Here is a 13,606-nt window from a genome sequence, read left to right as displayed (position 1 = left end):
CTATTCGACAAGTAAACGCTAAACATGCAAAATTTAGTCTGTAGTTTCCACTAACTTAATTTTTTATCAGCCTTTGTATCTCATCCAGTTTCAACAAAGCCTCTACTGGTGTTAATGCATTTACATCCAAATTATTGAGTGTATCTCTGATTTTAACCAGAACAGGATCGTCAATCGCGAACATTTGTAACTGATAAGCCTGGTTCTGTACTTTTTTAATACTGTCTTTAATGCTCTGTCCCTCTGTCCTATCGATTTCTAATTTCTTTAAAATCTCATTTGCCCGGCCAATTAATTTAGGAGGCATCCCAGCCATTTTAGCTACGTGAATACCGAAACTATGCTCACTTCCCCCTGGAATTAACTTCCTCAAAAAGATCACCTTATTAGTCATTTCCTTTACAGAAACATTAAAGTTTTTAATGCGTGGCATGGTATTCGCCAGCTCATTTAATTCATGATAATGGGTGGCAAAAAGCGTTTTTGGCCTCGCTGTTGGGTGTTGATGTAAAAATTCTGCAATGGCCCAGGCGATGGAAATTCCATCATACGTACTGGTTCCACGCCCGATTTCATCCAGCAAAATTAAACTGTCGTCCGAAATATTATTCAGGATACTTGCGGTTTCATTCATTTCGACCATGAATGTACTTTCGCCCGACGAAATATTATCAGAAGCACCCACACGGGTGAAAATTTTATCAACGATTCCTACCTCCGCATCTTTTGCAGGTACAAATGAACCCATTTGTGCCATTAACACAATTAATGCCGTTTGACGGAGAATTGCTGATTTACCGGCCATATTGGGACCGGTAATCATGATGATTTGCTGTGAATCTGTATCCAGGTAAACATCATTGGTAATATATTCCTGTCCGACAGGGAGTTGCTTCTCAATCACCGGGTGGCGTCCACCTTTAATATCCAGCACTTTATGATCAGTTACCTTCGGCTTATTATAATGATTTTTTTCAGCCAGCTGGGCGAAGCATAACAAACAATCTAATTGCGCAATCAGAAATGAATCGAGTTGAATAGGTTTTATATAACCCGCAGTTTCGTACATCAATTCGTTATACAAGCGAATTTCAATCGCCTGAATCTTTTCTTCGGCTCCCAGAATCTGATCTTCATATTCCTTCAGTTCAGGCGTAATGTAACGTTCAGCATTAACCAGGGTTTGTTTACGGATCCAGCCTTCCGGAACTTTATCTTTGTGCGTGTGAGTAACTTCCAGGTAGTAACCAAAAACGTTATTGAAGGCAATTTTCAGAGATGGGATTCCCGTCGCTTCGGCCTCACGTTTTTGAATCTGAACCAGGTAATCCTTACCGCCAAAAGCAATTTTGCGCAAACGGTCGAGGTCTTCATCTATTCCATCCGCAATCACATTGCCCTTAATTAAAACAGCAGGAGGTTCTGGCTGTAACTCTTTTTCAATACGATCACGAATGGCCAGGCAAGGGTTTAACTGATCGGCAATTTTAATTAGAAAAGGATTTTTTGAATCTGCAGCAAGCTTTTTAACAGATTCGATATGGTAAAGTGCCCTTTTTAAGGCTACCAGTTCTCTTGGTCCGACGCGCTGTAAACCTACTTTGGAAATCAGCCGTTCCAAATCACCAATTTGTTTGATGTGGGTAAGAAATTCTTCCTGTAATACTGTATTGGCCACGAAGTAATCCACCATCCCCAGGCGTTCCTGAATAGGTTTCAGTTCTTTCAGGGGCATAATGATCCATTTCTGCAATAAACGGGCGCCCATTGGCGTGCAGGTATGATCAAGGATATCAAATAAAGTTACCGCATTGTCGTTTGGTGAATTTACCAGTTCCAGGTTACGAATGGTAAACCTGTCCAGCCACATATAGCGGTCTTCTTCGATCCTGCTGATGGAAGTGATGTGCTGCAGGTTACGGTGTTCTGTTTCACCCAGGTAATGGAGTACGACACCAGCGGCCACAATGCCGCTTTGAAGCCTGTCTACACCAAACCCCTTTAAGGAAGTAACATCGAAATGCTTCATTAAAGTTTCATTCCCGTAATCAGCAGTAAAAGGCCAGTCGTCTAAACCGAAAGTGTAAAAACGGTCTCCAAAATTCTCGGTGAATGTTTGCCTTTTAGATTTTTGAAAAATGACCTCAGTGGGTTTAAAACCCTGCAAAAGCTTATCAATATAATCGCTGTTACCCTGCGCTATTAAAAATTCACCCGTAGAAATATCCAGAAATGAAACACCCAGTTGTGTCTTATCAAAGAAAACACAGGCCAGGAAATTATTTGATTTCTGATTTACAATATTATCACCATAAGCTACCCCAGGTGTAACCAATTCAGTTACACCACGCTTAACAATGGTTTTTGTCGTTTTAGGATCTTCCAACTGATCGCAGATGGCCACCCGCTGACCAGCCCTGACCAATTTAGACAAATAGTTATCCAGAGAATGGTGCGGGAAACCGGCAAGTTCGAGCGCGCCACCATTTGGTCCGGTACCTCTCCTGGTTAAAACAATGCCTAAGATCTGAGCAGTTTTTATGGCATCCTCGCCAAAGGTTTCGTAAAAATCTCCAACCCTGAACAATAATAATGCACCCGGATACTTCGCTTTAATGGCGTTGTATTGTTGCATTAACGGGGTTTCTTTATTCGTGTCTTTAGCCAAAACTGAAATTAATTTGCAAAAGCCATAAAGATAGCATGATTCTGCAATGCAAGGGTGTTTTGTTGAAAAATTGAATAAATGTTTGGAATGTTTAAACGGAAAATATGTAGTATGCCATTATGATGTAGAAACTAAAGCAATGATCACTGAAAGGATTAAAAAAGTAAATCTGAAAACCAACCTGTTACAATTATACGGAAGCTATTTAAAACGTTTTGTTGTGCCGTTTGTTAGAACAATATGATTTAACCTAAAATTAACATTATGACAATTCAACTGAACACCGACAAAAACTTAACCATACACCAGGAATACGAAGAAAAAATTAAAGGTGCCATTACTGATGGTTTAGGCCGTTTTGATGATTTACTTACCCGGATCGAAGTACACTTGTCTGATGAAAACGGAAGTAAAGACGGATTAGATGATAAGCGTTGTCTCCTTGAAGCGAAAATAGTTGGTAAAGAACCCATCGCAGTAACCAATCTCGGTAACACTTATGATTTAGCACTTAACGGGGCTATCAGTAAATTAAAAAGTAAGCTGGAAACCATCGCTGGAAAGCTGAAAGCACACTAACATATAAAAGGCAATTTATTTGCCTTTTTTTATGCCTTAACTTTTTCAAGTTCATTAATATACTGCAGAAACATTTTTAATGCTTTTGTCCTGTCTTCTGTTACTTCAAACTGCAATTTATGATATAAGTAATCTTTCAAATCGAAGTTTGATATTTCTGGTAAATCGCTTAAAACGTCATCCCGATGTTCCAGGCCAAATTTTAGTGCTGCATTAAACTCAGTTTTAAATTCTGCTGAAATTTCCTTGTTGGCTACCCAGGCTGCATACATAAAAGGCAAACCGGTAAAATTTTTCCACTCTTCGCCCATATCATAGGCAAAAGCGTAATGGCCCTTCTTTCCAAAAGTCCTATCGCCAATCAACACCAGGGCATCTGTTTTAACGGACTGATCTGTAACAAATTCAACCTCTTTCTTCCAGTGAAATTTCAGCAAAACCTTCGCCAGGTTATTGGAAGTTCTGGAATGTACATCCATTTTTAGTGTTTTGATTTCATGTACCGGAACATCACTGAAAATAAATACAGAATTTACGGCACCATCACTTCCGATGCAATAGTCAGCAACAATGTTGGCATGAGGTACCAATGGAATTGCAGCGACCGGCATTAAACCGATATCTACCTGACCACTAATTACTTTAGCAGCACAATCTGAAGGGATATCTAAACTTAAATCGATTTTATTGATGATATCCGAATGTTCTAATCCGTATATAAAAGCTTTCGTGTTGGTATAGGCAACAGCTGATATTTTAATTTTATTCAAAGTAATATGTTAATGTTTTTGCCAAGCATTTAGCAAGTTATCCAATGACCAAATCATCCAGATGAATGGCGTTATTAAACTCAAGAACTGAAAATTTTCCATCCTCAAAGCCCATTTTGTACAAAACGGTATTCTGATGAGGAAATTCGGTCATTTGACTTAAAGGCTTTCCAAGCAATAAACATAAAAAAACACGCATCGCACGACCATGCATACAAAGCAAAACTGTTTTTTCGGCTGGCCGGCTGGATAGGATTTCCATGGGGTGCTTAAGCCGCTCATATACATCCTGAACACTTTCACCACCTTCAAAATGCGCCGTATAATCACCATTTTCCCATGTTCCAAGCATATTTCGAAAAGCTTCACGGGCGGCCTCGCTGTTGGGCTGACCTTCCCAAATGCCCCAGGCCAGTTCATCCAGTCCCGAAAGTTTTTCCCATGGCAAACCTGAATCAATAAATTTTTGTACGGTTTGCCAGGTACGTTTCAAATCAGAGGTGTATATTTTATCAAAAGAAATGTTTTTATATTGCTGATAGAAAGCTTCTGCCTGTGCCCGGCCCATATCATTCAGATCAGAATTTATACCCCTGCCTTGTACTATTCCCTGCTTGTTAAGTTCCGTTTCACCGTGTCTGATGATATAAATTTGCTTCATTTACTAATTGAATTAAAGAATGGCAGAATTTTGGACCGCGAAATATTCACACATTCAAAACTCATTCATTCAAAATTAATTTACTACAGGTAACTTATAATATTGCGGTTTCTTTTCCTCTTCAAAAACAACATGTTCGAAATCGGTAACCACGTTATATAAAGTATCGCGTTCTACCGCTTTCCGCCCTACCTGTTTAATCAGGTTAACCAGCTCTTTGGTACTCATTGCCGGGGTTTGTTCTTCCGCTCCGGCCATAGAATAGATTTTAGTGGTATCATCTAAGGTACCATCAATGTCATCCACACCATAATTAAGTGATAATTGAGCAGTTTCCCTGCTGATCATGGCCCAGTAAGCTTTGATATGATCGAAGTTATCCAGGTAAATCCGGGCAATGGCATAATTTCTTAAATCCTCAATTACAGAAGATTCAGGCACATTGCTCATCTGATTGTGCTGGTTCCTGAATTTCAGCGGAATGAAGGTTTGAAAACCACCTGTTTTATCCTGCAATTCACGAAGTTTCTCCATATGGTCAACCCGGTGTTCAAACTTTTCAATGTGTCCATAAAGCATGGTGGCGTTACTCCTCATGCCTAATTTATGCCATTCTTCATGTATCGAGAGCCACTGTTCTCCGGTACATTTATCTTTGGCAATCTGCTCACGGATTTCAGGATGAAAGATCTCAGCACCGCCGCCTGGCATAGACTGTAATCCAGCATCTTTCATCATTTTCATGCCGGTGGCATAATCTATTTTCGCTTTCTTAAAGATATAATGATATTCAACCGGTGTTAAAGCTTTGACATGTAAATCCGGACGGTGTGTTCTAATCGCTGTAAATAAGGCCGAATAAAAGGCAACATCATATTGCGGCAAAACGCCGCCCACAATATGCACTTCGGTTACTGGCTCGTCATCATATTTTTTTACGATATCGAGCATTTGCTCCATCGTTAACGCCCAGCCTTCTTCCTTTTGCTTAATTAATCGCGAATAAGAACAGAATTTGCAATCGTAAACACAAAGATTAGTGGGTTCCAAATGGAAATTGCGGTTAAAATAGGTTTTATCGCCATGTCTTTCCTCGCGGATAAAATTGGCTAAAACACCAAGATAACCCAATTCTGCATGTTCGTAAAGGTAAACGCCTTCATCGAACGTAATTCGTTCCTGGTGAAGTACTTTATGTGCTATGTTTTGTAATTCAGTTGATAATGAAGTATCAGCTAATATTTTTTCAACTTGTTCAGTTGTATTCATTCCTGATTATTTTGAACAAAAATACAATATTGAGGCGATTTGAAAATCATTTTCTTGTAACAAACGGACATTATTGGTTTAATAGCTCTTTAGTTCATCAGTCATTTGTCAGGGTGCCTAAACCAAACGCCTAAATTTTAATTTAAAAATGAAAGAAAATTTGCATTTTACTGAGTTCTGACTAATAAATCAATAATTAATGAACCATTGAACCAATAAAAAAAAGCACCTCCTTTCGGAAGTGCTCTCAATTTATGTTTTTCGCAGGTAATTAGTGTTTAATTTGTTGCCGGTGAAAAGGTTAAAACAATGTTCGCTGTTTTGCCACCAAATTCGATTGGTGATTTCATCACCATATTACCTTTTGAAAGTTGTGTCAGCACCAAACGATAACCTTCTGTTACATTTTTAGCTTTATCGCCTTCAAATATTTTTTTGAATTGAAATGTTTCTTCTGAAGGTGTTGCAGACCAGAAAATGGTTTGCATTACCTGACCACAGGTACTTGATGCTGGTAGCGTGTAAGAACCATTTCCACTATTGGTTAATTTCCAGGTACTTCCCTGAAAACATTTGTAAGATTTTTCTCCGAACAAACCCTGAACAGCCTGATCAGGAAGACCTTCCAGCGATACATTGTTTAACACCCATGTACCGGTAATGGTACCTCTACCGCCATTGATACCTGTTGAAGCATTTTTTGTGGAAGAACAACTTTGTAACATCATCAAAGTAGAACATGCTATCGCAATAGCTATAAATAATCTTTTCATTTTAGTTTTTTTAAATTTGTGAAAACAGATACATAAATCCTGCCAAAACAATTATCAAGTTTAATTTAGCGTTAAATTGTTAAATTGCCTCACGGTTAAAGTACCCTAATAAAAATCATGATGAAACCAGAAACCCTTGCTATTCACGCTTCTAATCTTCTTAAAAATTCAACTGGAGATGTTACGCCACCCATCAATCTTTCTACTACTTTTTTTCGTGATGAAAACGGCGGCTATCCGGGTGGTCATATGTATAGCCGGGTAAGTAATCCAAACCGGTCTGCTTTAGAAAACACTGTGGCTAAGTTAGAATATGGTGAAGATGCAGCTGCTTTTTCTTCGGGAAATTACTGTGGTATGGCCTTATTTCAGGCTTTAAAACCGGGCAGTCACATTATTGCACCGGATGATATGTATTGGGGCATTAAAAAACAACTGCTGACCATTTATCATGAGATTCTGGAATTTGATTTTGTTGATCAAACTGATTTGGATCTCATTCAATCCGCTATTAAACCAAACACAAGAATGATCTGGATGGAAACACCATCCAATCCATTACTGAAGGTTACAGATATTGCAGAAATTTCAAAAATAGCAAAAGCAAATCACCTTACATTGGTTTGCGACAGTACTTTTGCCTCTCCGGTTTTACAAAATCCGATTTTATTAGGGGCTGATATCGTAATGCATAGCAGTACAAAGTACCTCGGCGGACATAGTGATATTCTGGGTGGCATTTTGGTTACAGGCAGGAAAGATGCATTATGGGAGAGAATCAAAAACATCCAGCAAACGGGCGGTGCCGTTCCCTCTCCTTTTGATTGTTATTTATTATGCCGAAGCATCAAAACCCTGTCATATCGCATGAAAGGGCATTGCGAAAACGGAAAGAAAGTGGCAGATTATCTGGTTAGTCACCCAAGAGTAGAAGCGGTTTATTTTCCGGGATTAGAGACTCATCCGCAACATCAAATTGCTAAGAAACAAATGAAAGACTTTGGCGGCATGATGTCTTTTTTAGTTAAGGGCGACGTGGACGCAACCAGTAAAGTAGTGAATCAAGTGAAATTATTTGCGCAAGCTACCAGTCTGGGCGGTGTGGAGAGCTTAATCGAGCACCGCTACTCTGTTGAAGGACCAGACAGTAAAACACCAAAAAATCTGTTAAGAATTTCTGTTGGATTGGAGCATGTTGACGATATTATAGCCGATTTAGCACAGGCGCTGGCCTAAATTCTACAGTTCTATAAGGTTTTAAACCTTATAGAACTAAAAACCTATTTTGGGTTACAAACAGTAACCAACTTCTTCGCATAGTCTGCGTTTAAAGGCTCATTGGTTTGTGCTAAACGTTGAGCACCTGTATTTGCAGGGCAGGCGATATCACCAGCTGCATCATAAACCAATTTTGTTCCCGAAGCAAGCAATTCTTTTGGCACATATACCTGTACGCGTGTGGTAGAATAGCCCGAAGGAAAATAACGTACATAATATCCATCAGGATGTTTGGTCCAGATACCGCTGGGCACATCTGCTCTTTGCGGGGCCATACCTGCAATAATTGCATACCGTTCCAGATCAGCATAGGTATAATTTCCTGAAGAAACGAGCTGGCGAATATTGTTTTCAGCTTCAAAAACTGCCTTTAAACCAGATGGCAACTGGTCTTTGGCTTTTTCCATTACATCAAAGGGCAGCACACCTAATGCGCCGCCTTCTAACATGGTGATCTGTTTTGGCGTCAATAATTTTAATGCGGTAACTTTTACCTGTCCGCTGTAACTTGTAAATTTAGTGCGTGCTATGATGGTCCATAATAAAGCCTGAATATCATGTTGTTCTACTTCAGGGTGCTTTTCTGCACTTTTAATGATCGCAATCACAACATCTTCTTTTGAGCCCAATACCGGAGCAAACATATAGCCATCTCCTTTTGACGGGGCGAAGGTACCAGCCATCAAGCAATAACTTTTATTCGTCATTTCATAAAGTCCTTCACAAAGCAGGTATCCTCCTTCCGGATTCTTTGGTAAGAGATATAGTGGTTGTGCCTTGAGTATGGCCTTAAAATCTGGCATCATTTCTCCCTCGCGGTTTACGTCTTCAAAACTTGTGGTAATGGCACCGGGTTGTTTCAGAAATTTATCCACACCTAAAGCCTTAGCCCCCTGTGCAGTTCCAACTTTTAATAATTTGTCTTTTAATCCGCCGAATTGTGCGTTAACTGTGGTAAAACTTGCCATGGTGAGTGAAAGGGCCAGACAAATCATTTTAGCGTTTTTCATATAGATGAGATAGGTTATACAAACATAAAATTTTAATGTTAAATAAACTTACCTGAACAATCGTTTTGTGATTACAACATGTAATTGGATTTATTTAATAAAAAATCAGAATTAAATTTTGTTGTTTTAAAATTATTTCAGACATTTGAAATATTATTTGGTAGATCACTAAATAAAAGTCAATCTGAATCGGATTGATTTATAAAGAAGTGGCGAGAGACTGGCTCCGTGACCCACTGGCAACCCTCAGAAAGAGAAGGTGCCAATTCCTGACCGGATAACATGGAGTTAACCGGTGATATAAATTTAAACTGATGAATACTTTAAATCTTCTATCTCACGACGGCACTAGTCTGAAACAACAAACAGCAAATGTTTCCATTAAACTGCTGGTGTGCTCTAATGTGATGTATATGTCCCGTATGTGCTGTTGCATACGGTAATTTAAAAATCTTCCTCTCTTGTTTCTTTTCAAATTGGAAGGTCCCGGTTAACCGGGATACGCCCTGCAGGATAATTTACTTTTCTGATTTGTCCGTTCATTCCACTCATTACTTTAACCTTAATTATTAGAAAATTATGTCAACATCATATAAATTTGAAACGCTTCAGTTGCATGCTGGTCAGGAAGTAGACCCTACAACAGGTTCCAGAGCGGTTCCCATTTATCAGACCACCTCTTATGGATTTAAGAATGCGGAACATGGTGCTAACCTGTTTGCTTTAAAAGAGTTTGGAAACATCTATACCCGGCTGATGAACCCTACAACTGATGTTTTTGAAAAAAGAATCGCCGCTTTGGAAGGTGGTGTAGCCGCACTGGCGGTAGCATCAGGCCAGGCGGCACAATTTATCGCCCTGCATAATATCTTAACGGCCGGAGATCAGATTGTTTCGTCATCACATCTATATGGCGGAACCTACAACCAGTTTAAGGTTGCATTTAAACGTCTGGGCATTCACGTCGATTTTGCAAACCCGGATGTTCCTGAAGAGTTTGAACAAAAAATCACAGAGAAAACCAAAGCCATTTACCTGGAAACCATTGGCAATCCGGCCTTCAGCATCCCTGATTTTGAAAAAATTGCGGCCATTGCCAAAACACATGATATTCCTTTTATTGTAGACAATACTTTTGGTGCAGGTGGATATTTATTTAAACCACTGGAACATGGAGCAAACATTGTAGTAGAATCTGCTACTAAATGGATCGGCGGTCATGGTACCAGCATTGGCGGTGTGATCATTGATGGTGGAAATTACAACTGGGGCAATGGAAAATTTCCGCAGTTTACAGCGCCATCAGAAGGTTACCACGGATTAGTTTTTAACGATGTTTTTGGTATCGGAGGTCCGTTTGGTAACATCCAGTTTATTATTCGCGCCCGGGTAGAAGGCTTAAGGGATCTGGGACCTGCCCTGTCTCCTTTTAATTCTTTCCTCTTATTACAGGGATTAGAAACATTATCACTCCGCGTTCAACGTCATGTAGACAATGCACTTGAGCTGGCTACCTGGTTGGAAAATCATCCTATGGTTAAAGAAGTACATTATCCTGGTTTATCCAGTAGTCCATACCATAACCTGGCCAAGAAATACTTAAGCAACGGCTTTGGTGGCGTTTTATCTTTCGAATTGAACGGAAGCAAGGAAAATGCCTCTCAGCTTATAGATAGTTTGAAACTGGTTTCTCATTTAGCTAATGTAGGTGATGCTAAAACTTTAATTATCCAGCCTTCAGCCACCACACACCAGCAATTAAGTGATGAAGCCCAACTGGCGGCCGGCGTTAAACCAAATGCACTAAGAGTTTCTGTAGGTATAGAGCATATTGATGATATTAAAGCAGATTTTGAACAGGCTTTTGCGGCTATTGGATCAAAAATCAGTCAGGAATCCCTGTAAGCTTAGTACCTAGTCATTTTACAACATTACAATTTTACCATGAGCACTGCATCAACATATCATCATACCAAGCCATTTAAGCTGGAAAACGGGAAAAAAATTCGGAATCTGCAAATCGCCTATCAAACATATGGTAAACTAAATGCCAATAAAGACAATGTGATTTGGGTATGTCACGCGCTGACAGCCAATGCTGATGTATTTGAATGGTGGGAAGGTTTGTTCGGACAAAATGCATTGTTTAACCCAGAAGATCATTATATCGTTTGCGCCAATGTTTTAGGCTCGAATTATGGAACAACCAATCCGTTAAGCATTAATCCGGTAACCGGCCAGCCTTACTATTTATCTTTTCCACCACTTACCATCCGCGATTTTGTTGCCGCACATCAGTTGCTGGCCAGGCATTTAGGCATCGATTCCATTAAATTACTGATTGGTGGTTCATTGGGCGGACAACAGGCTGTGGAATGGGGAATTATCGAACCTTCCAGAATTGAAAATCTGATTTTAGTGGCCACCAACGCGGTACATTCGCCCTGGGGCATTGCCTTTAATGAAAGTCAGCGACTGGCCATTACCACAGACAGGACTTTCTTTGCCAACCAGCCCGATGGCGGCAGTAAAGGTTTAAAAACCGCCAGAAGTATTGCACTCCTGAGTTACAGAACCTACCATGCTTATGGCAGTACACAGGTGGAAAGTGTAAATGATAAAACGGATCATTTCCGGGCCTCCTCCTATCAGAATTATCAGGGTGAGAAGCTGATTAAACGCTTCAATGCTTACAGTTATTATTATTTGACCAAAGCTATGGACAGCCACAATGTAGGGCGCAACAGAAAGAGTATTGCTGAAGCTCTAAAATTAATCAAAGCAAATACCTTAGTTATTGGTATCGAAAATGACTTTCTTTTTCCGGTGTCAGAGCAAAAATACCTGGCAGATCAGATCAATGATGCAACATTCGCGGTGATTCATTCTGAATATGGTCATGATGGTTTTTTAATTGAAACCAATGCCTTAACCAACATCATCGGCAACTTTATCAGAGAAAGCAGGGATAAGAAAATTATTAAGCTACAGCATACGGCCTGATAAAGTAGAGGGTAAAAGATTGAATAAAAGCCAGGCTAAACAAATTAAAAAATATTAATCAGACGCGAAAACACTGAATCATGGAAATAAGGAATCTAATTCTGTGAAAATCTGTGTTTCCGTATCAAATAGAAGTTCACAAAAAAAATAGTAGCGAAAAGCGCTTTGAGCACAAGTCCTGATACTTGATACTCGCTACCTAATACACTATAAAACACCATGAGTAAAAATTTAAAAATCGGTTTATTTGGCTTCGGAGTGGTAGGCCAGGGCTTATTAGATATTATCCAGAGTCAGAACCTTAACCTGGAAATCATAAAAATTGCTATAAAAAATCCAAAGAAAAAACGTACGCTCGATCAACATTTATTTACGACAGACCGCCATGAGATTCTGAATAATTCAGAAATCAATACAGTAGTGGAACTGATTAATGATGCTGATGCCGCTTATGAAATTGTAACCACTGCTTTAAAAAACGGCAAAAATGTTGTCTCTGCCAATAAAAAAATGATTGCCAATCATTTAAAAGAACTGGTTGAATTGCAGCAGAAATATGGTACATCATTACTTTATGAAGGTGCGGTTTGCGGTAGTATTCCAATCATCAGGAATCTGGAAGAATATTATGACAATGAGCTTTTTCATGCCTTAAGTGGCATCTTTAATGGTTCATCCAATTACATCTTATCGAAGATTTTTAATGAAAATCAAAGTTACAATGCAGCCTTAAAAGAAGCGCAAGACCTGGGCTTTGCAGAAACCGATCCGATTTTAGATGTAGGTGGTTACGATCCCAAATATAAACTGGCGATTGCCACAGCCCATGCCTACGGCTTGTTTGTGAATCCGGATGCTATTTTAAATATTGGTATTCAAAACCTCTCTGCTAACGATATCAAATATGCCCGTGAAAAGAATTTCAAAATTAAGCTGGTTCCTACTGCACGGAAAGTAAATACCAAGGATATCGTGACTTACGTATTGCCTAAGCTTGTTGCCAAAGATGATTTCCTGTATAATGTTGAGAATGAATACAATGCCGTAACGGTTCAGGCGGCATTTGCCGACAAACAATTCTTCTTCGGAAAAGGTGCCGGTGGTCATCCTACCGGTGCCGCCGTACTCTCAGATATTGCAGCTTTACGATATGATTATCGTTATGAGTATAAAAAATATCATTCAGAAAATGGTGTTAAACACACTGAAGATATTTTGCTGGAGGTTTATTTGCGTTATGCGGATGAAGACTTAGTGACCTTGCTGGGTTTTGATGAAATTAGCGAACGCTATGCAGCCAGTAACTATAAATATGTGATCGGCACAGTTAAGTTAGAACAGCTGATTAAAAACCGTGATTTACTTTTGGAAAAAGACGTTTTTATTGCCTATACCGGCAGACAGATCTACAAACAGGAGCAGGTTGCGGAAAATGTGTTCGCGGAAGAACTGGCTTCCCTGTAAATTTTAAGGTTAATTTTTTTATTTGTTTTGTTGTTAAGCATTAAGGCTGGAGCGATTCCGGCCTTTTTGTCCATTTAATCGGTTTCCCCCCTTTTTGAATAAGCATATTCTTCTTCATGCTTAACAGCCAG

Annotated in this window: 11 protein-coding genes and 1 riboswitch; of the genes, 5 read left to right on the top strand and 6 right to left on the bottom strand. The window is 39.4% G+C overall.

The features are described from left to right. Positions 1-55 precede the first annotated feature (55 nt). Positions 56-2,635, bottom strand: a complete 2,580-nt coding sequence (gene mutS, locus OQX64_RS05700; RefSeq protein ID WP_172406525.1) for a DNA mismatch repair protein MutS — start codon at positions 2,633-2,635, stop codon at positions 56-58. Between the two features lie 297 nt (positions 2,636-2,932). On the opposite strand from mutS, the gene OQX64_RS05695 reads away from it, so the two are divergent. After that, the gene (locus tag OQX64_RS05695) at positions 2,933-3,247 is read left to right on the top strand and encodes an HPF/RaiA family ribosome-associated protein (protein ID WP_088301606.1); all 315 of its coding nucleotides are present in this window, start codon (positions 2,933-2,935) and stop codon (positions 3,245-3,247) included. Between the two features lie 29 nt (positions 3,248-3,276). Here OQX64_RS05695 and OQX64_RS05690 read toward each other — a convergent pair whose 3' ends face one another. The 4 genes from OQX64_RS05690 to OQX64_RS05675 all read right to left on the bottom strand — a co-directional run bounded on the left by OQX64_RS05690 (position 3,277) and on the right by OQX64_RS05675 (position 6,720). Then, positions 3,277-4,017 carry a menaquinone biosynthetic enzyme MqnA/MqnD family protein gene (locus OQX64_RS05690; RefSeq protein WP_265817995.1) on the bottom strand — a complete coding sequence of 247 codons (741 nt, stop codon included), beginning with the start codon at positions 4,015-4,017 and terminating at the stop codon, positions 3,277-3,279. A 37-nt stretch (positions 4,018-4,054) separates the two neighbouring features. Continuing rightward, entirely contained in the window at positions 4,055-4,678 is a 624-nt protein-coding gene (locus OQX64_RS05685) for a histidine phosphatase family protein (protein ID WP_088301604.1), read from the bottom strand. A 75-nt stretch (positions 4,679-4,753) separates the two neighbouring features. Further along, entirely contained in the window at positions 4,754-5,947 is a 1,194-nt protein-coding gene (mqnE, locus tag OQX64_RS05680; RefSeq protein WP_265817994.1) for an aminofutalosine synthase MqnE, read from the bottom strand. Positions 5,948-6,225: 278 nt separating this feature from the next. After that, entirely contained in the window at positions 6,226-6,720 is a 495-nt protein-coding gene (locus OQX64_RS05675; protein WP_253249023.1) for a lipocalin family protein, read from the bottom strand. A gap of 120 nt (positions 6,721-6,840) precedes the next feature. Between OQX64_RS05675 and OQX64_RS05670 the strand changes: the two genes are divergently transcribed. Beyond that, positions 6,841-7,956, top strand: coding sequence for a trans-sulfuration enzyme family protein (locus OQX64_RS05670; RefSeq protein WP_265818295.1), 1,116 nt, complete (start codon positions 6,841-6,843; stop codon positions 7,954-7,956). A gap of 44 nt (positions 7,957-8,000) precedes the next feature. Here OQX64_RS05670 and OQX64_RS05665 read toward each other — a convergent pair whose 3' ends face one another. Then, complete coding sequence (locus OQX64_RS05665) at positions 8,001-9,008, bottom strand: hypothetical protein (protein WP_265817993.1); 1,008 nt, start codon at positions 9,006-9,008, stop codon at positions 8,001-8,003. Between the two features lie 196 nt (positions 9,009-9,204). Continuing rightward, a riboswitch (SAM riboswitch) is annotated at positions 9,205-9,315 on the top strand. Positions 9,316-9,587: 272 nt separating this feature from the next. Here OQX64_RS05665 and OQX64_RS05660 point away from each other — a divergent pair. The 3 genes from OQX64_RS05660 (at position 9,588) to OQX64_RS05650 (ending at position 13,475) form a co-directional block, all read left to right on the top strand. Continuing rightward, entirely contained in the window at positions 9,588-10,913 is a 1,326-nt protein-coding gene (locus OQX64_RS05660; protein ID WP_265817992.1) for an O-acetylhomoserine aminocarboxypropyltransferase/cysteine synthase family protein, read from the top strand. A 39-nt stretch (positions 10,914-10,952) separates the two neighbouring features. Beyond that, positions 10,953-12,011 (top strand): homoserine O-acetyltransferase family protein, encoded by a 1,059-nt coding sequence (locus tag OQX64_RS05655; RefSeq protein WP_265817991.1) that lies wholly within the window; start codon positions 10,953-10,955, stop codon positions 12,009-12,011. Positions 12,012-12,230: 219 nt separating this feature from the next. After that, complete coding sequence (locus OQX64_RS05650) at positions 12,231-13,475, top strand: homoserine dehydrogenase (protein WP_265817990.1); 1,245 nt, start codon at positions 12,231-12,233, stop codon at positions 13,473-13,475. Positions 13,476-13,606: the final 131 nt, after the last annotated feature.

It is taken from the genome of Pedobacter sp. GR22-10 (genome assembly GCF_026239715.1).
In the GTDB taxonomy this organism is placed as follows: Bacteria; Bacteroidota; Bacteroidia; order Sphingobacteriales; family Sphingobacteriaceae; genus Pedobacter.
Note: the sequence above shows the minus strand (reverse complement) of the source record. Positions and strands in the feature narration are given on the sequence as shown.